At 32.5% G+C, this 23,350-nt stretch carries 18 protein-coding genes, 1 pseudogene, 1 riboswitch and 1 other annotated feature; of the genes and pseudogenes, 18 read left to right on the forward strand and 1 reads right to left on the reverse strand.

Annotated elements, in window-relative coordinates; all coding sequences use genetic code 11:
* From recF to gyrA, 3 genes are read left to right on the forward strand one after another with little or no spacing between them, the layout of a single operon-like run.
* A complete protein-coding gene (gene recF, locus LQ688_RS08770) occupies nt 1-1,116 on the forward strand; it encodes a DNA replication/repair protein RecF (RefSeq protein WP_064204300.1) in 1,116 nt (371 codons plus the stop codon).
* Nucleotides 1,117-1,138: 22 nt separating this feature from the next.
* Nucleotides 1,139-3,061 carry a DNA topoisomerase (ATP-hydrolyzing) subunit B gene (gyrB, locus tag LQ688_RS08775; protein ID WP_064204301.1) on the forward strand — a complete coding sequence of 641 codons (1,923 nt, stop codon included), beginning with the start codon at nt 1,139-1,141 and terminating at the stop codon, nt 3,059-3,061.
* A gap of 33 nt (nt 3,062-3,094) precedes the next feature.
* Nucleotides 3,095-5,695 carry a DNA gyrase subunit A gene (gene gyrA / locus LQ688_RS08780; protein ID WP_064204302.1) on the forward strand — a complete coding sequence of 867 codons (2,601 nt, stop codon included), beginning with the start codon at nt 3,095-3,097 and terminating at the stop codon, nt 5,693-5,695.
* A gap of 72 nt (nt 5,696-5,767) precedes the next feature.
* Here the strand turns inward: gyrA and LQ688_RS08785 are convergent, their stop codons facing one another.
* Nucleotides 5,768-6,580: an NAD(P)H-hydrate dehydratase gene (locus LQ688_RS08785; RefSeq protein WP_064204303.1), complete on the reverse strand. Its 813-nt coding sequence runs from the start codon at nt 6,578-6,580 to the stop codon at nt 5,768-5,770.
* Between the two features lie 603 nt (nt 6,581-7,183).
* Here LQ688_RS08785 and LQ688_RS08790 point away from each other — a divergent pair.
* The 15 genes and pseudogenes from LQ688_RS08790 (at nt 7,184) to rplI (ending at nt 23,283) form a co-directional block, all read left to right on the forward strand.
* Entirely contained in the window at nt 7,184-7,351 is a 168-nt protein-coding gene (locus LQ688_RS08790) for a LysR family transcriptional regulator (RefSeq protein WP_082892484.1), read from the forward strand.
* A gap of 204 nt (nt 7,352-7,555) precedes the next feature.
* Nucleotides 7,556-7,967 (forward strand): annotated as a pseudogene (locus LQ688_RS08795) (carboxymuconolactone decarboxylase family protein).
* Between the two features lie 938 nt (nt 7,968-8,905).
* Entirely contained in the window at nt 8,906-9,343 is a 438-nt protein-coding gene (gene hutP, locus LQ688_RS08800; protein WP_016999173.1) for a hut operon transcriptional regulator HutP, read from the forward strand.
* A gap of 90 nt (nt 9,344-9,433) precedes the next feature.
* Nucleotides 9,434-10,918, forward strand: a complete 1,485-nt coding sequence (gene hutH / locus LQ688_RS08805) for a histidine ammonia-lyase (RefSeq protein WP_064204304.1) — start codon at nt 9,434-9,436, stop codon at nt 10,916-10,918.
* A gap of 27 nt (nt 10,919-10,945) precedes the next feature.
* A complete protein-coding gene (locus LQ688_RS08810; RefSeq protein ID WP_016999171.1) occupies nt 10,946-12,256 on the forward strand; it encodes a YjiH family protein in 1,311 nt (436 codons plus the stop codon).
* A 17-nt stretch (nt 12,257-12,273) separates the two neighbouring features.
* Nucleotides 12,274-13,941 carry a urocanate hydratase gene (gene hutU, locus LQ688_RS08815; RefSeq protein ID WP_239705253.1) on the forward strand — a complete coding sequence of 556 codons (1,668 nt, stop codon included), beginning with the start codon at nt 12,274-12,276 and terminating at the stop codon, nt 13,939-13,941.
* The gene (gene hutI, locus LQ688_RS08820) at nt 13,934-15,175 is read left to right on the forward strand and encodes an imidazolonepropionase (protein WP_239705256.1); all 1,242 of its coding nucleotides are present in this window, start codon (nt 13,934-13,936) and stop codon (nt 15,173-15,175) included. Before hutU ends, hutI begins: the two co-directional genes overlap by 8 nt.
* A gap of 48 nt (nt 15,176-15,223) precedes the next feature.
* Nucleotides 15,224-15,422 (forward strand) — a binding site (T-box leader).
* Nucleotides 15,423-15,484: 62 nt separating this feature from the next.
* Entirely contained in the window at nt 15,485-16,762 is a 1,278-nt protein-coding gene (serS, locus tag LQ688_RS08825) for a serine--tRNA ligase (protein WP_016999168.1), read from the forward strand.
* A 124-nt stretch (nt 16,763-16,886) separates the two neighbouring features.
* A complete protein-coding gene (locus tag LQ688_RS08830; protein ID WP_016999167.1) occupies nt 16,887-17,402 on the forward strand; it encodes a YceI family protein in 516 nt (171 codons plus the stop codon).
* 284 nt (nt 17,403-17,686) lie between these two features.
* On the forward strand, nt 17,687-18,331 hold the full coding sequence (locus LQ688_RS08835) for an AzlC family ABC transporter permease (RefSeq protein WP_050988893.1): 645 nt from the start codon (nt 17,687-17,689) through the stop codon (nt 18,329-18,331).
* Nucleotides 18,328-18,654 (forward strand): AzlD domain-containing protein, encoded by a 327-nt coding sequence (locus LQ688_RS08840; RefSeq protein ID WP_016999165.1) that lies wholly within the window; start codon nt 18,328-18,330, stop codon nt 18,652-18,654. Before LQ688_RS08835 ends, LQ688_RS08840 begins: the two co-directional genes overlap by 4 nt.
* A gap of 66 nt (nt 18,655-18,720) precedes the next feature.
* A riboswitch (SAM riboswitch) is annotated at nt 18,721-18,822 on the forward strand.
* A 68-nt stretch (nt 18,823-18,890) separates the two neighbouring features.
* A complete protein-coding gene (gene metX / locus LQ688_RS08845; RefSeq protein ID WP_016999164.1) occupies nt 18,891-19,859 on the forward strand; it encodes a homoserine O-acetyltransferase MetX in 969 nt (322 codons plus the stop codon).
* A gap of 81 nt (nt 19,860-19,940) precedes the next feature.
* Nucleotides 19,941-20,858, forward strand: a complete 918-nt coding sequence (locus tag LQ688_RS08850) for a DUF2232 domain-containing protein (RefSeq protein WP_239705289.1) — start codon at nt 19,941-19,943, stop codon at nt 20,856-20,858.
* 14 nt (nt 20,859-20,872) lie between these two features.
* On the forward strand, nt 20,873-22,837 hold the full coding sequence (locus LQ688_RS08855; RefSeq protein WP_064204309.1) for a DHH family phosphoesterase: 1,965 nt from the start codon (nt 20,873-20,875) through the stop codon (nt 22,835-22,837).
* The gene (gene rplI, locus LQ688_RS08860) at nt 22,837-23,283 is read left to right on the forward strand and encodes a 50S ribosomal protein L9 (RefSeq protein ID WP_064204310.1); all 447 of its coding nucleotides are present in this window, start codon (nt 22,837-22,839) and stop codon (nt 23,281-23,283) included. The genes LQ688_RS08855 and rplI overlap by 1 nt, the downstream gene beginning before the upstream one ends.
* The last annotated feature ends 67 nt before the right edge of the window (nt 23,284-23,350 follow it).

Genomic DNA, 23,350 nt, shown 5'->3' on the forward strand with positions numbered 1-23,350 from the left:
ATGATATTAAGAGAACTTAATTTAACCCATTATAGAAATTATAACAAGTGTACACTTCAATTTAATCCAAATGTTAATATTTTGATTGGCGAAAATGCCCAAGGTAAGACAAATTTATTAGAATCAATCTATACTTTAGCGTTAGCAAAAAGCCATAGAACATCGAATGATAAAGAACTCATACAGTTTGGGGAAGAGTATGGTAAAATAGAAGGTGAACTTAGTTATCGTCATGGAAAAATGCCAATTTCTTTAATCATCACAAAGAAAGGCAAAAAGGCGAAAGTCAATCATCTAGAACAAAGTAGATTAACGCAATATATTGGTCACTTAAATGTGGTACTGTTTGCACCAGAAGATTTGAATATAGTTAAAGGTAGCCCGCAAATTAGACGGCGTTTTATAGATATGGAACTCGGTCAGATGTCTGCGGTTTATTTAAGTCATTTATCAAATTATCAAAGATTACTTAAACAGAAAAACCATTACCTTAAACAGTTGCAAATTGGCAAAATGAAAGAGCGTACAATGCTAGAAGTATTTAACGAACAATTTTCAGAAGAAGCTGCAAACGTCACATTGAAGCGGGCGCATTTTATAAGTGAGTTAGAGAAGATTGCTGCAGTAATTCACAAAGGAATTACAAGTCAAAACGAAGAACTACAGGTTCAATATGAACCTAATATTAAACTTGCTGAAACGCATCATAATCAACAAGATTTGAAAGATGCTTTTTGTAAATTATTAAATGAATCTATGGATAAAGAAATAGAGCGTGGAAGTGCTAGATATGGTCCACATCGAGATGATATCAGTTTTCATGTTAACGATATGAATGTTCAAACTTATGGCTCACAAGGGCAACAACGTACGACAGCATTATCTATCAAGCTAGCTGAAATAGAATTGATTAATCAAGTAGTTGGTGAATATCCAATTTTATTATTAGACGATGTATTGAGTGAACTTGATGATAAACGACAAACGCATTTATTAAGTACGATTCAAGAAAAGGTCCAAACTTTTGTAACGACTACGTCCGTAGATGGTATAGAACATGAAATCATGAAAGATGCCAAGGTATTTAATGTATCTAAAGGCAATATTATTGAGTAGATGAAAGTGAAGGTGGAAATACGTGTCAGAACAAAATAACGAAGTAAGTTATGGTGCAGATCAGATACAAGTATTAGAAGGCTTAGAGGCAGTCCGTAAACGCCCTGGTATGTATATTGGTTCTACAGCATCAAGAGGTTTACATCATCTTGTATGGGAAATCGTTGATAACAGTATCGACGAAGCTTTAGCAGGTTATGCTGATCATATAGAACTTATAATAGAAAAGGATAACTGGGTTAAAGTAACAGATAACGGTAGGGGTATTCCAGTAGATATTCAAGAGAAAATGGGACGTCCTGCTGTTGAAGTTATATTAACAGTATTGCATGCTGGTGGTAAATTTGGCGGTGGCGGATACAAAGTATCTGGTGGACTACACGGCGTGGGTTCATCTGTCGTAAACGCACTATCTTCTCAACTAGAAGTTTACGTACACCTTAATAACAAAATATATCATCAAGCATATAAAAGAGGTATTCCTCAATTCGACTTAAAAGTTATTGGTGAAACAGATTATACTGGTACGGCAATTCGCTTTAAAGCAGATGAAGAAATTTTTACAGAAACAACTGAATACGAATACGACATTCTACAAAAACGTATTCGTGAGTTAGCCTTTTTAAATAAAGGTATACAAATTTCGCTTAGAGACGAAAGAGACGATGAAAATATACTCGAAGATTCTTATTACTACGAAGGCGGTATTAAGTCTTACGTTGAATTATTAAATAAATCAAAAGAAGTTTTATTTGATGATCCAATTTACATTCATGATACTAAAGAGGATGTAGAAGTTGAAATCTCAATTCAATATAATAGCGGTTTTGCGACTAACTTACTGACTTATGCTAACAACATCCACACTTATGAAGGTGGTACGCATGAAGATGGATTTAAACGAGCATTAACAAGAGTGATTAATAGTTATGGTACTAAGAATAAACTTCTTAAAGATGGCGAAGAAAAACTCTCGGGTGAAGACGTACGAGAAGGTCTTACTGCTGTTGTTTCTATCAAGCATAGTGACCCACAATTCGAAGGTCAAACAAAAACAAAACTAGGTAACTCTGAAGTGCGTCAAATTGTTGATAAACTATTCTCAGAGCTATTTGAAAGATTTTTACTTGAGAACCCAAATGTAGCTAGAATCATTGTAGATAAAGGTATTATGGCGTCAAGAGCTCGTCTAGCAGCGAAAAAAGCAAGAGAAGTAACAAGACGTAAATCAGCATTAGAAGTTTCAAGTCTACCAGGTAAACTTGCAGACTGTTCAAGTAAAAAACCAGATGAATGTGAATTATACATCGTTGAGGGTGACTCTGCTGGTGGGTCTGCTAAATTAGGTCGTGACTCTAGAACACAAGCTATTTTACCTTTACGTGGTAAAATCTTGAACGTTGAAAAAGCACGTCTTGATAAAATACTTGGAAATAATGAAATACGCTCTATGATTACTGGACTAGGTACTGGTATTGGTGGAGAATTTGATATTAGTAAAGCTAGATATCATAAATTAGTTATCATGACTGATGCTGATGTAGATGGTGCGCATATTAGAACATTGTTATTAACGTTCTTCTATAGATTTATGAGACCGTTAATTGAAGCGGGATATGTTTATATTGCACAACCACCTTTATATAAAGTAGAACAAGGTAAAAAGAAATATTACGTATTTAACGATAGAGAATTAGATAAATTAAAAGAAGAGTTAAGCTCAACACCTAAACTGTCTATAGCACGTTATAAAGGTCTTGGAGAAATGAATGCAGATCAATTGTGGGAAACAACAATGAATCCTGAAAATCGTTCAATGCTTCAAGTAACACTAACAGATGCGATAGAAGCTGACGAAACGTTTGAAATGCTTATGGGAGATATTGTTGAGTTTCGTCGTCAATTTATTGAAGAAAATGCTGAATACGCAACGTTAGATATTTAAAGCACAATTTACGATTTAAGGAGGATATAATTAATGGCTGAAACACCTCAATCAAGAGTGAGTGAACGTAACATCAGTAGAGAAATGAAAGAGTCATTTTTAGATTATGCAATGAGTGTTATTGTATCTCGTGCACTACCTGATGTTAGAGATGGCTTAAAACCTGTTCATAGACGTATATTGTATGGTATGAACGATCAAGGTATGACCTCAGACAAACCATATAAAAAATCTGCACGTATCGTTGGTGACGTAATGGGTAAATATCACCCACACGGTGACTCATCTATTTATGAAGCGATGGTACGTATGGCACAAGACTTCAGTTATCGTTATCCATTAGTAGATGGTCAAGGTAACTTTGGTTCAATGGACGGCGACGGTGCTGCTGCAATGCGTTATACAGAAGCACGTATGGCTAAAATAACAAGTGAATTATTAAGAGATATTAATAAAGATACAATTGATTTCCAAGATAACTATGATGGTAATGAGAGAGAGCCGGTAGTCTTACCAGCTAGATTCCCTAACTTGTTAGTGAATGGTACATCAGGTATTGCAGTTGGTATGGCTACAAATATTCCACCGCATAACTTGAACGAAGTAATAGACGGCGTTCTTGCGCTAAGTCATAATCCAGAAATTACAACAAATGAATTAATGGACATCGTTCAAGGTCCTGACTTCCCAACTGCTGGTTTAATTATGGGTAGAAGCGGAATAAGACGTGCTTACGAAACAGGACGTGGCTCAGTTTTAATGAGAGCTCGTGCTGAAATTGATGTAATGAAAAACGGTAAAGAACGCATTATTGTTACAGAAGTTCCTTACCAAGTAAATAAAGCAAGATTGATTGAAAAAATTGCAGAATTAGCACGCGATAAAAAAATCGAAGGCATTACAGAATTAAGAGATGAAACAAGCTTAAAAGTTGGTCTTCGTATTGTTATTGAAGTTAGAAAAGATGCTAATGCGAATGTTATATTAAATAACTTATATAAACAAACACCATTACAAACTTCATTCGGTGTAAACATGATTGCACTTGTTAACGGTAAACCTAAACTATTAGGCTTACGTTCTGTAATATATCATTATTTAGAACACCAAAAAGAAGTTGTAACTAGACGTACGAAATATAACTTGAAAAAAGCTCAAGATAGAGCGCATATTCTCGAAGGTTTACGTATTGCATTAGATCATATTGATGAAATTATTAAATTGATTCGTGAATCTCAAAGCGATGCAGAAGCAATGGAAGGCTTGCAAAACCGATTCAAATTATCTGAACGACAAGCACAAGCCATTCTAGATATGCGTCTACGTCGATTAACAGGATTAGAGCGCGGTAAGATTGAAAGTGAATATCAAGATTTACTAAAACTTATCGAAGAACTTAAAGAAATCTTAAATGACGAAGAAAAATTACTAGAAATTATTAGAGAAGAAATCATTGAGATTAAAGAAAAATATGGTGATGAAAGACGTACTGAAATAACTGCTGCAGGACTTGATCAAATTGAAGATGAAGACTTAATACCTGAAGAACAAATCGTTATTTCATTAAGTCATAACAACTATATTAAACGATTACCTGTATCCACTTATCGCTCTCAAAATAGAGGTGGACGTGGTGTACAAGGAATGAATACAATCGAAGATGATTTCGTTAGCCAGTTGGTAACTTTAAGTACACATGATAATGTATTATTCTTTACGAATAAAGGTCGTGTCTACAAGCTAAAAGGCTATGAAATTCCTGAAATGTCTAGACAGTCTAAAGGCTTACCAATCGTCAATGCTTTAGAAATTGATAAAGATGAAAAAATTAGTACAATGATAGCAGTTAAAGATCTATCTAGTGAAGAAGACTTCCTAGTATTTGCTACGAAAAAAGGTACTGTAAAACGTTCTAAACTATCGAATTTCTCTCGTATTAACAAAAACGGTAAGATTGCGATTAACTTTAAAGAAGACGACGAGTTGATTGCGGTTAGACTAACTGATGGTACGAAAGAGATTATTATCGGAACGAAACATGCTTCATTAATTCGATTTGATGAAACGAAACTACGTCCATTAGGTAGAACTGCTGCAGGCGTTAGAGGTATTTCATTAAGAGAAAATGATGAAGTAATTGGATTAGACGTTACCGACGAAGAAGAACAAGATGAGATTTTAATCGTCACTGAAAATGGTTATGGTAAACGTACTGCTGCTGACCAATATCGAATTTCTAACAGAGGTGGTAAAGGTATTAAGACTGCCACTTTAACAGAGAAAAATGGTAGTCTAGTATGTATTACGACTGTAACAGGTGACGAAGACTTAATGATTGTCACAAATTCAGGTGTCATTATTAGGTTACATGTCGCTGATATTTCTCAAAATGGTCGTAGCGCTCAAGGTGTTAGATTAATTCGTCTAGGTGAAAACCAACAAGTTGCAACAGTTGCAAAAGTTGAACCAGATGAAAATGAAATAGCAGAATCTCCAATTGAAGGTGTACTAGAAGAAACTTTAGATACACCAGCAACAGAGAATACAAATGAAAAAGAAGAACTAAGAGAAGACTTCATGGATCGTGTAAACAAAGATATTGAAAAACAAGACGATGAAGACGACGAAGAATAATAAATAAAATACTCCCTCTTAATAGTCACTGTTATTATAGTGAAGTTTTAGGAGGGAGTATTTTTATATGTTTTATTCTGTTTCGAATGATTTCATAGCATAAGGAATTTCATCTATAAGTTTAGATGGTGGGACAATGTACATATCTTTAGAAAGTTTTTCACCTATATAGCTATGCATATAAGTAGCATTGATAACCGCTTCTTCTAAATCAAACTGTCCTACAAAACTTGTTATCATCCCTGCTAAAGTATCACCCATACCACCAGTTGCCATAGCAGGTGTACCTATAGATAATTTATATTCATGATCTTTAAAGTATAATTCCGTACCATGTTGTTTCAAGACGACAGTAGCATTTAATGCTTTGACTGCTTCTTTATTTCTCTCATAAGTTTGTTCTTCGATTGGTATATTACTGAGTCTTTCCCATTCTTTTTGATGGGGCGTAAAGATAATTTCACATTCTGGTAAAGTATGATTTAATTTACTCAATATCGTAATAGCATCACCATCAATAATTAACGTTTGATGAGGCTGAATATTTTGGAATAAAAACGTTAAAGTATTATTGCCTTTAAAATCTAAGCCGAGTCCAGGTCCAATCAAAATACAATCTGATTGTTCTATTAATTTAGAGAGTTTTTTCAAGTCAGTTATATCTGAAACCATTGCTTCAGGACAACGTGAATGTAAAGCAGCAAAGTTTGATGAATGTGTAGAAACTGTAATTAAACCACTTCCACTAAATACACAAGCTCTTGCAGCTAACATAATAGCGCCACCTAAATTAGCATTTCCACCAATTAATAAAATCCTACCATAATCGCCTTTGTGAGATTCCTGCTCTCTTTTTGGAATTGTAACAGACGAAATTGTTTTCATAATTAACCCACCTTCAATTAATTGTACGATTTATTATGCCACTTTAATTATGAATTTAACAGTATATTCTATTAAATTTAACATTATGATACTAGTATAACCAAAAGAAACAAACTAAATTTCTATAAAAAAAGCGATATAAGCAACGTAATTGATAATAATTTGATCTAAAATATTTGTAGATTTATCATTAACAATTAAGTAGAGAATAATCAAATAATTTTTGAATATCGACAATTGATTTTTTGGAATTGACCTCTATATAAATGGGAATTTATTTAGAATTATAGCTATTTTAGACATCAATAAACAAGTGTGCTTCAATATATTTTTTAAAACATGAATCTGTGTATGATTTTATAATATAACATAGTATTTTTTATTAATATGAGGAGATACTACTTCTCCCCTTGATAATTTAATTTTTCGCTCTTTCAAATCAATATTTATAATAGAATGTGAGATGTTTGTAAGTGTATTTTTATAGTTTTAATTCTGCACTTATTCTTTCGACATAATTAGTTTATACTAATATTTAATAAATAAAATGAATTGGTATACTAATATCTATAATATTGAGTAATGATATAGAGGTGAACTAATTTGGAAATTCGTCAATTTAATTATTTTATGACAGTTACTAAATTAGGAAGTTTTACACAAGATTCAGAAGAATTACGTATTTCACAATCTGCATTAAGTAAAACAATTATGTCATTTGAAATAGAATTAGGAATGGAATTAATGTGCTTCCTATATTGTGGGAAATAGTTATTATAGTTAAAAAAGAAAGCATCGTTTTTATGCAACTCAAGCATTTATTGACTACATTTTATAAAACGGCTAGTAATTACTTATAAATCTTAATTATAGACCTTATAATATATATTTAACTAATAAATTAAATGATAGTATAGTATTTATTGTTCAGAAATAAATATTGTAAATGAAAAATAATATGTGGAGGCTTAAATAATGGAAAGTAATAGATGTCAACAAGGTATAAGTAAATTAATGGAATTTACAACAACAACTGGATCAATGCATTTAAAAATAACTGAAGATATGAAAGACATCACACCAGATGTATCAAAATATATAATAGAATTTGCATATGGTGATATTTATTCAAATAAGGGATTAACGAACTAAGAACGTGTCTTAGTATCAATATCTTCTCTTATTAGACAAGGTGCAGGGCCACAATTAGAATTACATATAAATACAGCATTAACTTCTGGAGTTACAGTAGAAGAAATTATAGAAACAATTACTCAGTTAATACCTACCATATACTGTTTTTCCACGTGTGTTAAATGTACTAACTATGGCTCAAAAAGTATTTTCTTATAAAAATATTACTATAGATGCTTCTAAGGTAGAGTAATTATGAAAATATAATATTACAATACATTAAATATTTTTAATGGTAATTTAATAAAAACTCTATTTCTAGGCTATTAATATCTTATATTTAATAGAGATAAACAAGCAGTCTAGTATTTCTTAATATTATATAAAATTATTTAATCAATATATTTTGAAAAATGAGTAAGTATTACTAAGTTTATTTGAAGTTATTTAAATAATTGTATTGATAAAAATCAGGGAATTAAAATATTAATACATTTTTAAAGAAATTATAGAAGATAATCATATTGATCTTAAAATGAAAAAATACTTTTTAGCAATTTAACTTATATAGTAAGATTTATGAACGAACCGAAAAAGGTTCAGATGTATTACTAAATTTTTTATGAAGTTATTTAAATAATTGTATTGATAAAAATCAGAGCATTAAAATGTTAATACATTTTTAAAGAAATTATAGAAGATAATCATGTTGATCTTAAAGTTAAAAAACACTTTTTTAGCAATTTAACTTATATAGTATTAGCTATGGACCCAAAAATGTCCATAACTAGTACTATATTTTTTGATTAAAAACATTTAAATAAGCGTTTGTAATCAATTTAATTTAGACATATTAGTTATGGATATAAAAATGTCCTTAACTAATACTAAATTTTTTGTGAAGTTATTTAAATAATTGTATTGATAAAATCAAGACATTAAAATGTTAATACATTTTTAAAGAAATTATAGAAGATAATCATATTGATTTTAAAGTGAAAAAACATTTTTTTAGTACTTCAACTTATCCTACTAATTGAACTAAATAAAAAACTTTAATAAGCTAATGTATTAATCAATCACTGTGTTACGGATATCTTAAAAAGTATTGTTATAAAAATTATGAAAGCGTATACTAAAAATATAATGTGAATATAGATATTAGTTATTAGATAAGATAGGAGTTTTCACATGACTGAACAAATATCAATTGGTAAGTATGCTACATTATTAACTCTTACTGATGAGCAAACTGCGAAACAATTGAATCCAGACTGCGATCAAATGCAATTTATAGTTGGTAAGATTGGAACGATGTCGCTTAATAAGATTATCTCTTCAATAGAGACAGCAGCTAGAAGACAGAACCTTATATCTGAAACGCAGTATAGAGAAACACACGCTTTGTATCATGCAATATTAGAAGCAGTAAATGGTATTACGAGAGGTGAATTATCTATAGGTGAAATTATGAGAACTGTTGGTTTAAAATTTTCTGTTGTGAGAGGATATCCATATTCTGATAAACAAGAAGGAGAATGGATAGCCGTTAGTCTATACGGCACAATAGGAGCTCCTATTAAAGGAAAAGAACATGAAACAATCGGTTTAGGTATCAATCATATATAGACATAAGAACACCTATTAGACATTAGATAAGAGAAAGGTGCAACAAATAAATTTTTGTTGTATTTTTTTGTGTCCAAAGGAGTGTTATTTGTGACTTTAATATTAAAAGGTAAAGATTTAACGATTCAAGATATTAAAACATTTTTAGAAGAAGATAGGCAAATATCTATTTCAGAGGAAGCTTTAATTAATGTTAGAAAAAGTAGAGAAACAGTTGAACGAATCATAAATAATAAAGAAACTGTATACGGTATAACAACTGGATTTGGATTGTTCAGTGATGTATTGATTGAGCAAGAAAAATACAATGACTTACAAATTAATTTAATTCGTTCACATTCTTGTGGCGTAGGAAAAGCCTTTCCAGACAATGTTTCATTAGTCATGATGATTTTAAGATTAAATACAATGTTAAAAGGCCACTCAGGTGTAACAGAAGACTTAGTAAACTTGTTAGTCGAATTTATTAACAGAAGAATTATACCGGTTATACCAGAGCAAGGATCTTTAGGAGCTTCAGGTGATTTAGCTCCATTATCACACCTAGCATTAGCTTTAATTGGGGAAGGCGATGTGCATTATAAAGGTGAAACACTAAACGCTAAAGCAGTCTTGCACAAACTGGAATTAGAGCCTCATTCATTACAAGCTAAAGAAGGTTTAGCATTAATAAATGGAACTCAAGCAATGACAGCTCAAGGCGTTATTGCGTATATAGAAGCGGAAAATATTGCTTATAATTCAGAGTGGATTGCTTCATTAACACATCAAGCTTTAAATGGAATTGTGGATGCATATGATGAGCATGTGCATATCGTAAGAAACTTTAATGAACAAATTGAAGTGGCTGAAAGAATGCGTAATTGGTTAGACGGTTCAAAACTTACAACACGTCAAGGGGAAGTACGTGTGCAAGATGCATATACATTAAGATGTATCCCACAAATTCATGGAGCAAGTTTTCAAGTGCTAAATTATGTGAAAGAAAAATTAGAATTAGAAATGAATGCTGCAAACGATAATCCATTAATATTTGATAAAGATGATGAAACACTCGTTATATCAGGTGGAAACTTCCATGGACAACCAATAGCATTTGCTGTGGATTTCTTGAAAATCGGAGTTGCAGAATTAGCGAATGTTTCTGAACGTCGATTAGAAAGGTTAGTTAATCCACAATTAAATGGTGGATTACCAGCATTTTTAAGTCCTGAACCAGGTTTACAAAGTGGAGCAATGATTATGCAATATGCTGCCGCTTCGCTTGTATCAGAAAATAAGACTTTAGCACATCCTGCTAGCGTCGATTCAATACCTTCTTCAGCTAACCAAGAAGATCATGTTTCGATGGGTACGATTGGAGCAAGACATGCTTATCAAATTATCCAAAATGTAAGAAGAGTATTATCGATAGAATGTATCATCGCTCTACAAGCGGTAGAAATTAAAGGGGTAGAAAAGCTTTCACCTAGAACAAAAGAAAAATATATGGAGTTAAGAGAAGTTGTACCTTCGATAACTGAAGATAGAGTCTTTCATCACGATATAGAAAGGGTATGTGAATATTTAAGATAGTGAATTTTGAAACAAAGGGGTGTTGTGATGATTAATCAACAGTTTCAAGACAAAGGTAAAGATATGTGGAAATTCTATGTATTTAGCATTATAGGTATTATTTTATTCTTTATTCCTATACAAATAGGTAAAGATAATACGATACTTGTTGACCACATTCACTTAGGTATTCGGTCATTGTTAGGAGATTTAACTGCTTATTATGCATTAATTATCATTATAATAGGCGCTATTTTACCTGTTATCAGAATGGATTTTAAAAAATCTTTTACAGATTGTGTTCTTGTTATTTTTAAGCTACTTGGTGCAGTGATAGGCATTATGTACGTATTTAAGATAGGACCTAAATTATTATTTGATAAGGATTATGGACCGTTCTTATTTGATAAGTTGATGTTACCACTAAGTGTTTTAATTCCAGTAGGAGCGATTGCACTTTCCTTTTTAGTAGGTTATGGATTACTAGAATTTATTGGGGTATTGATGCAACCGATTATGAGACCCATATTTAAGACACCAGGTAAGTCTGCTGTTGATGCTGTGGCATCATTTGTAGGTAGCTACTCTTTAGGATTACTTATCACAAACAGAGTATATAAAGATGGCATGTATAACAAGAAAGAAGCGGTCATAATCGCAACAGGATTCTCAACAGTTTCTGCTACATTTATGGTTATTGTAGCGAGAACGTTAGACTTAATGGGTCACTGGAATTTATTCTTCTGGAGTACATTAATAATCACATTTGTTGTAACAGCAATTTCTGCTCATTTGCCACCGATCTCTAGAGAATCAGAGGCATATTACAATAATCAAGAAGGACAAAAAGAATCTAAAGTTAAAGGGAATTATATGAAAGCTGCTTATGATGAAGCAAAGAAACAATCATATCAATCATTAACATTATTTAAAAATATAGGCCTTAATCTTAAAGATGGCGTAGAGATGACGATGGCTATCTTACCATCTATATTATCGATTGGATTTTTAGGATTAATATTAGCTAATTTCACACCTATTATTGATTGGTTAAGCTATATTTTCTATCCATTTATTTATATTTTTCCTATTGATGATAAGCCTTTATTAGCAAAAGCATCCATGATATCAATCATAGAGATGTTCTTACCATCATTGTTAGTGGTGAAAGCAGCAATAGAAGTGAAATTTGTAGTAGCTATTACAAGTATTTCAGCAATTATATTCTTCTCAGCTTTAATACCTTGTATTTTAGCTACAGATATTAAAATTCCAATTTGGAAACTTGTGGTGATTTGGTTTATTCGTGTCGCACTTACATTATTAATAGCAATTCCATTAAGTTTACTAATCTTTTAATAAAGGGGAAATGAATTATGTCTAGAAATATTAAAGCGAAAAAAGGTTTAGAAATAGAATGTAAAGGTTGGGAGCAAGAAGCAGTTTTGAGAATGCTTTATAATAATCTCGATCCAGAAGTAGCAGAACATCCTGAAAAATTGGTTGTATATGGTGGTATTGGTAAAGCAGCACGTAACTGGGAAAGCTTTGATGGAATTGTAGAAACGCTAAGAAGATTAGAAAGCGATGAAACAATGCTCGTTCAATCTGGTAAACCAGTTGCAGTATTTAAAACGCATGAAGAAGCGCCTCGTGTGCTTTTATCTAACTCAGTACTTGTACCTAAATGGGCAAATTGGGAACATTTCCATGAATTAGATAAAAAAGGTCTCATGATGTATGGTCAAATGACTGCAGGTAGTTGGATATATATTGGTTCACAAGGTATTGTTCAAGGTACATTTGAAACCTTTGCAGAGCTGGCTAACCAACACTTTGGAGGTACGTTAAAAGGCACGATTACTTTAACTGCTGGATTAGGTGGAATGGGTGGCGCTCAACCACTTGCTGTAACAATGAACGAAGGTGTTGTAATTGGTGTAGATGTAGACCCTTCAAGAATTGAGAAACGTATTGAAACGCGCTATTGTGATATGATTACAGATTCTTTAGACGAAGCATTAGAAAAAGCAGAAGAAGCTAAAAATGCAGGGAAACCATTAGCTATTGGTTTAGTAGGTAACGCTGCAGAAATTCATCACGAAATATTAAATAGAGGATTTAAAATTGATATCGTAACTGACCAAACATCAGCACATGATCCACTAAATGGTTATGTACCAGAAGGTTATTCTTTAGAAGAAGCTGATAAATTACGTGAAAATGATCCTAAAGAATATGTTAAATTGTCTTCTGCATCTATGAAAAAACATGTTGAAGCTATGTTAGCTTTTCAAGAAAAAGGTGCAATAGCATTTGATTATGGAAATAATATTAGACAAGTTGCTTTCGATGAAGGTTTAGAGAATGCCTTCAACTTCCCAGGCTTCGTGCCAGCTTACATTCGACCATTATTCTGTGAAGGTAAAGGACCATTTAGATTTGCGGCGCTCAGTGGGGACCCTAAAGATATCGAAAGAGCAGATCAATTAATGAGAGAGTTGTTCCCTGAAGATAAAAAGTTAATGCGTTGGTTAGATATGGCAAGTGAAAAAATTGCATTCCAAGGATTACCTTCAAGAATTGCGTGGTTAGGTTACGGTGAACGTGCAAAAATGGGATTAGCATTAAACGAGTTGGTTAGAAATGGTGAAATATCTGCACCAATCGTAATCGGACGAGATCATTTAGACTCAGGTTCTGTAGCTTCACCAAATAGAGAAACTGAATCAATGAAAGATGGTTCTGATGCAGTAGGTGACTGGGCAATATTAAATGCTCTTGTTAATACAGCTGCAGGTGGCTCATGGATTTCAGTTCATCACGGTGGAGGCGTAGGTATGGGTTATTCATTACATGCCGGTATGGTTGTTGTAGCAGATGGTAGTGAACGTGCTGATAGACGTTTAGGACGAGTACTTACGACAGATCCGGGTATGGGTGTAGTAAGACATGCAGACGCAGGTTATGAAACTGCGATAGACACAGCTAAAAATAAAAACGTAGATATTCCAATGTTAAAGGAGACAGAGAACAATGAATGATATTTTAATTCAAAACATAGGTGAATTAATTTTACCTAAGAAGACAGAAGGCCCACTAAAAGGCAAAGAATTGAATGATTTGAAAATTGTTAACAATGGAACAGTTGTCGTTAAAGATGGCAAAGTCGTATATGTAGGAGAACATACAGAAGAGTATGAAGCGAAAGAAGTAATAGACGCGACAAACCAAGTCGTGTCTCCTGGATTAGTAGACGCACATACACATCTAGTATTTGGTGGCTCTAGAGAACATGAAATGGCACTAAAACAACAAGGCGTAAGTTACTTAGATATACTTAAACAAGGTGGAGGAATCTTAAGTACAGTTGAGTCTACAAGAAACGCTTCAGAAGAAGAATTATATAATAAATCAAAAAAAGAAATTGTTAGGATGATTCAATTTGGAACTACAACAGTTGAAGCTAAAAGTGGTTACGGTTTAGATAAAGAGACTGAATTAAAGCAACTTGATGTTGCACATCGTTTAGAAGAAAATACACCAATTAGAATGAAACATACTTTCTTAGGACCTCATGCAGTACCTAAAGATGCAAAAGATAATGCTACTTTCTTACAAGAAATGATTGATTTATTAGATGATGTGAAAGACAAAGCTGATTTTGCTGATATATTCTGTGAAACAGGTGTATTTACAGTAGAAGAGTCAAGACGTTATATGCAAGCAGCTAAAGATAAAGGATTAAAAGTTAAAATCCACGCTGATGAAATTGACCCATTAGGCGGACTAGGCTTAGCAATTGATGAAGGTGCGATTTCTGCAGATCATTTAGTTGCTTCAAGTGAAGAAGATAAACAATCATTAAATAATAGCCAAACAATCGCTGTGTTGCTACCTGGCACAACATTCTACTTAGGAAAAGACCAATACGCAGATGCAAGGGGTATGCTAGATAATAATGGTGCAATTGCTATTGCTACTGATTTCAACCCAGGTAGTTGTGTAACCGATAATTTACAACTTGTAATGAGCATCGCAGCACTAAAATTAAAATTAACACCAAACGAAATTTGGAATGCTGTTACAGTCAATGCTGCAAAAGCAATTGATGCTGAAGCGGGTACAATTGAAGCTGGTGATCAAGCTGATATAGTTGTATGGGATATTCCAAATCATGAATACTTACCATATCATTATGGCGTAAACCATGCTCAAACAGTTATTATTGATGGTAAAAAAGTCTATGAAAACACTGGACTTATTACTGAATCTTAATTATTCCTTGAAAAGGTCATAGCCATTTGGTATATTTAGGTTAATTTAATAACTATATTGTTTAGGAATAAGTAATTTAAGCGGGTATGTATAGAGAGCTTGTGGTTGGTGCAAACAAGACATGAAACTTAAATGAATCTATCCTTTTTAAGAAAAACAATCGGTTTAAACCGTTATAATGACTTAGAGTGCAGTCTATTACAGACTGTTAAATAGGGTGGCAACGCGTAAGCACCACGTCCCTTGTGTAATAACAAGGAACGTGGTGCTTTTTTTCTTAAACAATATAGAAAATAGGGAGGAAACGTTATGTTAGATATTAAAATGATTAGAACTGAACCTGAATATGTAAAAGAAAAAATCGCTAAAAGAGGCGACGATCCATCAGTAGTAGATGAAATATTAGAATTAGATAAAGAACGCCGTGAACTTATTGTAAAAACAGAAGAACTTAAATCACGACGTAATAAAGTAAGTGGAGAAATTGCTCAAAAGAAACGCAATAAAGAAAATGCTGACGACGTTATATTAGAAATGCGTCAAGTTGGAGATCAAATTAAAGAAATTGATCAATCATTAAACAAATTAAATGATGATGTAACTTACAAATTAGTAAGAATTCCTAATTTAATTAGTGATGAAACACCTGTCGGTAAAGACGAAGATGATAATGTTGAAGTACGTAAATGGGGCGAACCAAGAACATTTGATTTTGAATCTAAAGCGCATTGGGACTTAGTAGAAAATTTAAAAATGGCTGATTTTGATAGAGCAGCTAAAGTATCAGGTGCACGTTTTGTCTTCTTAACTGGTAAAGGAGCACAACTTGAAAGAGCATTAATGAACTTTATGGTTACAATGCATACGACACAACATGGTTATACAGAAATGATGGTTCCTCAATTAGTAAATGCTGATTCAATGTTTGGAACAGGTCAACTGCCTAAATTCGAAGAAGACTTATTTAAAGTTGAAAAAGAAGGACTTTATACAATTCCAACAGCAGAAGTTCCTTTAACGAATTTCTATCGTGATGAAGTGCTTCAAAATGAACAGTTCCCTATCAAATTCACAGGACAATCAGCTTGTTTTAGAAGTGAAGCGGGTTCTGCAGGTCGCGATACAAGAGGTCTCATTCGTCTACACCAATTTAATAAAGTAGAAATGGTGAGATACGAGCGTCCTGAAGATTCATACAATGCATTAGAAGAATTAACTAACCATGCTGAAAAAGTACTTCAAGCTCTAGAACTTCCTTATCGTACAGTTAACCTATGTACTGGAGATATCGGCTTTGGAAGTGCAAAAACATATGATATTGAAGTTTGGTTACCAAGCTACAATGATTATAAAGAAATTAGTTCATGTTCAAATATGACAGATTTCCAAGCAAGAAGATCAAATATTAGATTTAAACGTGATAAAGATTCTAAACCAGAATTTGTACACACTTTAAATGGTAGTGGGTTAGCAGTAGGACGTACATTTGCTGCTATTGTTGAGAACTATCAAAATGAAGATGGTACAATTACTGTTCCTGAAGTATTAGTACCATTTATGGGTGGTCAAACTGTAATAGAATTATAAATGTGTGAAATAGTATAAAAAGGGTAATCATATTAATGGTTACTCTTTTTTTAGATTTAACTTGAATATAATTTTTATATCTGGTATACTTAGTATACAAAATAAATAAAGGGAGTTATGACACATGACTAATTTCAATTTCGACAAAGTACACAGTAGTTTAGAATTTACAGTAAAACACTTAATGGTATCTCGAGTTAAAGGTACTTTTGATGATTATGATGTAGAAGTTACTGGTGACGTAAATGATTTATCATCATTAAAAGCTAAAGTAACAATTAAAGCACATTCAATTAATACTAATAACCCTGATCGTGACGCACACTTAAAATCAGCTGATTTCTTTAGTGCAGAAGAAAATCCAAATATTACTTTCGAATCTAAATCTATAAGTGAAGATTCAGTAACTGGCGATTTAACAATTGCTGGTACAACACATGAAGAAACATTCGATTTAGAATTTAATGGAGTAAGTAAAAACCCATTAAACGGAGAAACAGTTACAGGATTTGTAGTGGATGGTAAAATCGATCGTGAAAAATATGGCGTATCATTTAACCAAGCATTAGAAACTGGTGGCGTAATGATAGGTAAAGATGTTAAATTCGAAGCAAGTGCTGAATTTAGCTTAGGAGAATAATATAAATAAAGAATGGTAGCTCTTTGAGCTACCATTTTTTTTATTTATATAAGGATTATTAATTGTCTTAATATTTCGTCAAATTATATTGCTAAACTTAATTTGATATGATAAAACTAATACATATTAAAAACAAAAAAAGAGGTAAGTCACACTGAGGTTAGACAAACGTTAGACTAACCTTTGGAACTATCTCCTTGAGAATGGAGGTATTATAAGTGCAGGAATCTGCAAGCATACATAAATCCTTGTTTTTACAAGGTGTTAAAGATTGTATACCAACAATGCTCGGTTATTTTAGTGTTGCGATAGCTTTCGGAGTAGTTGGAGTGTCATCAGGTTTATCCATTTTAGAAATTGCATTGTTATCCATTTTTGTTTATGCAGGTGCTGCTCAATTTATCATTTGTGCGCTTGTAGCTATCCAATCTCCTATATCTGCTATTTTCTTAACAATATTCTTTGTGAATTCTCGTTTATTCTTACAAAGTTTAGCTTTAGTACCACCCTTCAAAAACAATAGTTTGTGGTCAAATATTGGAATTGGAACTCTTGTAACTGATGAATCATTTGGTGTAGCTATTACAAAGTATGCAAAAGAAAAATCTTTAAATGCTACATGGATGCACGGGCTTAACATTTCAGCATATATATTATGGGTTACAACTTCGATATTAGGTGGTTTAATAGGTAATCTAATTCCAAACCCAGAAACGTTCGGATTAGACTATGCATTGTCAGCAATGTTTATTTTTCTATTAGTTGCTCAATTCGAAACGATACAAAAAAATAAAATAATTTATCATTTGTGGCTCATATGTTTAACAATTTTTTGTATGTTGCTATTTACGTTATTTATGCCAACGTTTCTTTCTATTATATTAGCAACATTAGTCGCTTCAATTGCAGGGGTGGTGTTTGATAAATGACGATATCAATGTATTTACTACTCATTACAGCTGGGTGTTTCATTATGACATGGGTTATAAGAGTAGCGCCGTTTGTTTTATTATCAAGATTTGAATTACCGGCTGGAATCATTAAATGGTTACAATTTGTGCCGGTTTGTTTATTTACAGCACTTATTGTAGAAGGCATGTTAAATCAAGAAGGATCAACAGGATATCAACTTAACTTAGAAAGTGTTTTTGTTGCAGTACCAACTGTCGTTATTGCATTTGTCACGCGTAGTTTAACAATATCTGTTTTAGCAGGGATGTTGATTATGGCTATTGTAAGATTTGTCTTTTAATAACAAAGTATAAGTTATTGAAAGAGCATTGCTTTTCTAGTATTCTTAATATTAATTACATAGTAAAGCTTATTCAGAGAAGTTGAGGGATTTGGCCCGATGAAACTTCAGCAACCGGTCACCTTAGATACGGTGCTACGACCAACGAGTCTACTCGCATAATAAGAATGATGAGAACTTCTTACTTCTTTAACGAGTAAGAAGTTTTTCTATTATATAAGAGGGGGTTAGATAAGATGATTTCTCGTGAAACAGGTTCAGTAGAATTAGGTCGATTTGAAACAGAATCAGGAGAAGTGATTGACAACTTAAAGCTTCAATATGAGCATGTCGGTTATAAGGGGCAACCGCTTGTTGTTATCTGTCATGCATTAACAGGTAACCATTTAACGTATGGAGATGATGAGCATCCAGGTTGGTGGAGAGAAATTATCGATGGTGGTTATCTGTCTATAAATGATTATCAATTTATAACTTTTAACGTTATAGGTAGCCCATTTGGGTCGAGTTCAAAATTAAATACACCCCATTTTCCAGATACATTAACTATGAGAGATGTAACTAAAGCTAATATATTGGCTTTGAAACATTTTGGTTATGAAAAAATTGATGTTCTAATTGGTGGTTCATTAGGTGGCATGCAGTCTCTCGAAATTTTATATGACGGGTCAATTGAAGTTAAGAAAGCTGTTATTTTAGCGGCAACTGAAAAGACATCATCTTATAGCAGAGCTTTCAATGAAATTGCAAGACAAGTTATTCAAATGAATGGTCAAGACGGATTAAGTATTGCAAGACAATTAGGCTTTTTAACTTATCGTTCAAGTAAAGATTATGAAGCAAGATTCTCAGCAGATGATGTTGTCAGTTATCAAAAATATCAAGGTAATAAGTTTAAAAATAGCTTCAATAAAGATTGTTATCTCACTTTATTAGATGTATTAGATAGCCACGATATATTTAGAGGACGAAATGATGTTGAAGAACGCTTAAAACAAATAGATACAAAAGTATTAACACTAGGGTTCACTGATGACTTATTATATCCAGATGACCAAGTAAAATCACTCGGTCGATTCTTCAAGTATCATAGACATTTCTTCGTACCAGATAATGTTGGCCATGACGGATTTTTATTAAACTTTGGAGATTGGGCACCATATGTTTATCATTTCTTAAAATTACATAAATTTAAAGCACGTTAAGTCGTTAAAAAAAGTCACCTACATTGTTTTAAAGTATAAAAATCTGTAAAATAGAGAAAGATGTTTAAAATAGATTGGGAAGTGAAAATTTTGTCTTTTAAAGTCGATATAAAAGCGACAATTATTTCAATAGTTTTACTAATGTTAAGTATGGTTATTATTAACTTTTTACCACCTTTAGCATTTGTAATACTACCGTTCATTACAATACCTGGAACAATACTTTGGTATCGATCAAAACCGTCGTTTTTTGTGACAGTTGTAGTGGCATTATGCGCAACCGTATTACTTAGTAACGTATATTTATTAACTGTCATGACACTGATGATTTTTATGAGTGTATTTATTGGACAATTATTAATAGAACGTACATCTAAAGAACGTATATTATATTTAGTAACAGCATTTATGAGTGTATTAACAATTGCTGGTGTGTTAATCATGCAATTAACGGGAAAACTACCACTAACAAGTAATGTTTTTAATGAATATTATGATGTAATCGTGTCTTATTTTGAAATGAGTGGTAATTTCAGTACAGAAATTCAAGAATCTCTTCAAGCTTCAATTGATATATTACAAGCTAGTATTCCTGGGTATATTATATTATGGGTATTTTTATTAGTACTTGTTAATTTACTCGTGACTTTCCCTATATTGAGAAAGTACAAAATCGCAACACCGGTATTCAGACCATTATTTATGTGGCAAATTAAAAGTAGTGTCGCTTTCATTTTTGTAATCACAGTACTCGTTAGTTTATTCGTAACGAAAGACAATGTTGTGATGTATGGCATAGTCACTAACTTACAGTTTGTGTTAGAATGGGTTATATTTATCCAAGCATTATCCCTATTCCATTTATTTATAAAAGTAAAAAAATTACCTGTAATTGTAGCTGTAATTATTTTCGTTCTTGCTTTTATATTTAAACCAATTGCATACTTATTTGGCTTAATGGACATATGGTTTAATTTAAAACAACGCATAAAAAAGTAAATTGAGGTGAGTTTATGAACCGTCAATCAGTTAAAAAAGCCCTAATATTTCCTTATATTATTATGATGGTCTTGGCTTTAGCACTGCTCGTTTTAAGTTTTTTAAATTCAATATTTTGGGCGATTATTGCGACGGTTATTACTGTAGTCCTATTTGCAGCGAGTGTTTACTTTATTAGAACCAGCTTTGCAAAATTAGATTTATACATCGGGAGTCTAGCGGGTCGTATTACCAAAAGTAAAACGAGTGCTGTGAGTGATTTGCCAATTGGCGTAATATTACTCGATAAAAACTATAATATTGAATGGATTAATAATTTTATTAGTAGACGTTTAGAAAGAGATGTATTAAACGAACCAATAAATGAAATATTTCCAAATATATTAAAAAGATTAGAAAATACACAAGAAGTAGAAATTGAAGAAGGATCATACAAATATAAAGTCACTTACACTGAAAATGAAAAATCAATTTATTTATTTGATATAACAGAAACTTCACGTGTATATGAATTATATGAAAATGAAAAACCTATCATCGCTACGATATTTTTAGATAACTATGATGAAATTACACAAAACATGAATGACTCACAACGTTCAGAAGTGAATAGTCTTATTACTAATGTAATTAATGATTGGTCAACTCGTTATGAATTGTATGTTAAACGTTATAGTTCGGATCAATTTATTGGATTGTTAAACAATAGTATTTTAGAAGATATTGAAGCATCTAAATTCAATCTGTTAGATGATTTGAGAGATAAGACAAGAGAAATTGGGCATCCGCTTACTTTAAGTATAGGTATTGGTGAAGGCAGTGAGAACCTAATAGAACTTGGTGAACTATCTCAATCAAGTTTAGATTTAGCTCTTGGTCGAGGTGGAGACCAAGTTGCCATCAAGAACTTTAACGGTAACGTAAGATTCTATGGTGGTAAGACTGACCCAATGGAAAAACGCACAAGAGTACGTGCTCGTGTTATTTCTCATGCGTTAAGAGATATCTTAATCGAAGGTGACAAAGTCATTATCATGGGTCATAAATCACCAGATATGGATGCGATAGGTGCAGCTATTGGTGTTTCTCGTATTGCTAAAATGAATAATTTAGAGTCTTATATCGTATTAAATGATTCAGATATTGATGATACATTACAACGTGTTATGAGAGAAATTGATGAGAAACCAGACTTGAAAGAAAGGTTTATCACATCAGAAGAAGCATGGCATGAGATGACATCTCGTACGACATTGGTTGTCGTTGATACGCACAAACCAGAACTTGTAATAGATGAGAACTTATTAAATAAAGCAAATAGAAAAGTAGTCATAGATCACCATAGACGTGGGGAAAGTATTATTTCAAGTCCACTGCTTGTCTATATGGAACCTTATGCAAGTTCTACAGCAGAACTTGTAACAGAGTTGCTAGAATATCAACCGACAGAACATCGTTTAACAAGAATTGAATCGACAATTATGTTGGCAGGTATCATTGTAGATACACGTAACTTTACGTTAAGAACCGGTTCAAGAACATTCGATGCTGCGAGTTTCTTAAGAAGTCATGGTGCAGATACAATTCTTTGCCAGCACTTCTTGAAAGATGATATAGATACTTATATTAAGCGTTCAGATTTAATTAAGACAGTTAAACTATTCCGAGGTGGCGTAGCAATTGCACATGGTGATGAAGAACAAATTTATCATCCTGTTACAGTTGCACAAGCTGCAGATGAACTATTAGGATTAGAAGGTGTAGAAGCTTCATATGTTGTAGCTAAACGCTCAGAAGACACAGTTGGTATTTCAGCTCGTTCTTTAGGAGAAGTAAATGTACAACTAACAATGGAAGCTCTAGGTGGAGGCGGCCATTTATCAAACGCTGCTACACAAATTAAAGATTCAACAGTAGAAGAAGCAATCGAAAAACTTATTGAGGTTGTTGAAACAGATGAAGAAGGAGTGGAAGAATAATGAAAGTTATTTTCACACAAGATGTTAAAGGAAAAGGTAAAAAAGGAGAAGTTAAAGACGTGCCAGTAGGTTACGCTCAAAACTTTTTAATTAAACATAATTATGCTGTAGAAGCGACAGCAGGAAATATGAAACAATTAGAACAACAAAACAAACGACAAGAAGAAATCAAACAACAAGAAATCGATGATGCTAAAGCATTAGCAGATAAGTTAAAATCATTAGAAGTTGAAATTTCTGCTAAAACTGGTGAAGGCGGTAAGTTGTTCGGTTCTGTTAGTACAAAACAAATCACACAAGCTTTACAAAAACAACACGACATTAAAGTTGATAAACGTAAAATGGATTTACCGAACGGTATTCACAGTTTAGGTTACACAAACGTACCAATTAAACTTCATAATAAAGTTTCAGGTACATTAAAGGTACACGTTGTAGAAGAATAATAGATTATATAAAATAGGTCGGTATTTGATTTACCGACCTATTTTAATGCGTTATAATAAATAATAT

The sequence above is a fragment of the Mammaliicoccus sp. J-M40 genome (assembly GCF_022386395.1).
In the GTDB taxonomy this organism is placed as follows: domain Bacteria; phylum Bacillota; class Bacilli; order Staphylococcales; family Staphylococcaceae; genus Mammaliicoccus; species Mammaliicoccus lentus.

Bases quoted from the DNA above. Each gene is read 5' to 3' on its own strand.
- recF (WP_064204300.1), top strand. From the start codon at position 1: ATGATATTAAGAGAACTTAATTTAACCCATTATAGAAATTATAACAAG.
- gyrA (WP_064204302.1), top strand. From the start codon at position 3,095: ATGGCTGAAACACCTCAATCAAGAGTGAGTGAACGTAACATCAGTAGA.
- LQ688_RS08785 (WP_064204303.1), bottom strand. From the start codon at position 6,580: ATGAAAACAATTTCGTCTGTTACAATTCCAAAAAGAGAGCAGGAATCT.
- hutP (WP_016999173.1), top strand. From the start codon at position 8,906: ATGACTGAACAAATATCAATTGGTAAGTATGCTACATTATTAACTCTT.
- LQ688_RS08810 (WP_016999171.1), top strand. From the start codon at position 10,946: ATGATTAATCAACAGTTTCAAGACAAAGGTAAAGATATGTGGAAATTC.
- hutU (WP_239705253.1), top strand. From the start codon at position 12,274: ATGTCTAGAAATATTAAAGCGAAAAAAGGTTTAGAAATAGAATGTAAA.
- hutI (WP_239705256.1), top strand. From the start codon at position 13,934: ATGAATGATATTTTAATTCAAAACATAGGTGAATTAATTTTACCTAAG.
- serS (WP_016999168.1), top strand. From the start codon at position 15,485: ATGTTAGATATTAAAATGATTAGAACTGAACCTGAATATGTAAAAGAA.
- LQ688_RS08830 (WP_016999167.1), top strand. From the start codon at position 16,887: ATGACTAATTTCAATTTCGACAAAGTACACAGTAGTTTAGAATTTACA.
- LQ688_RS08835 (WP_050988893.1), top strand. From the start codon at position 17,687: ATGCTCGGTTATTTTAGTGTTGCGATAGCTTTCGGAGTAGTTGGAGTG.
- LQ688_RS08840 (WP_016999165.1), top strand. From the start codon at position 18,328: ATGACGATATCAATGTATTTACTACTCATTACAGCTGGGTGTTTCATT.
- metX (WP_016999164.1), top strand. From the start codon at position 18,891: ATGATTTCTCGTGAAACAGGTTCAGTAGAATTAGGTCGATTTGAAACA.
- LQ688_RS08855 (WP_064204309.1), top strand. From the start codon at position 20,873: ATGAACCGTCAATCAGTTAAAAAAGCCCTAATATTTCCTTATATTATT.
- rplI (WP_064204310.1), top strand. From the start codon at position 22,837: ATGAAAGTTATTTTCACACAAGATGTTAAAGGAAAAGGTAAAAAAGGA.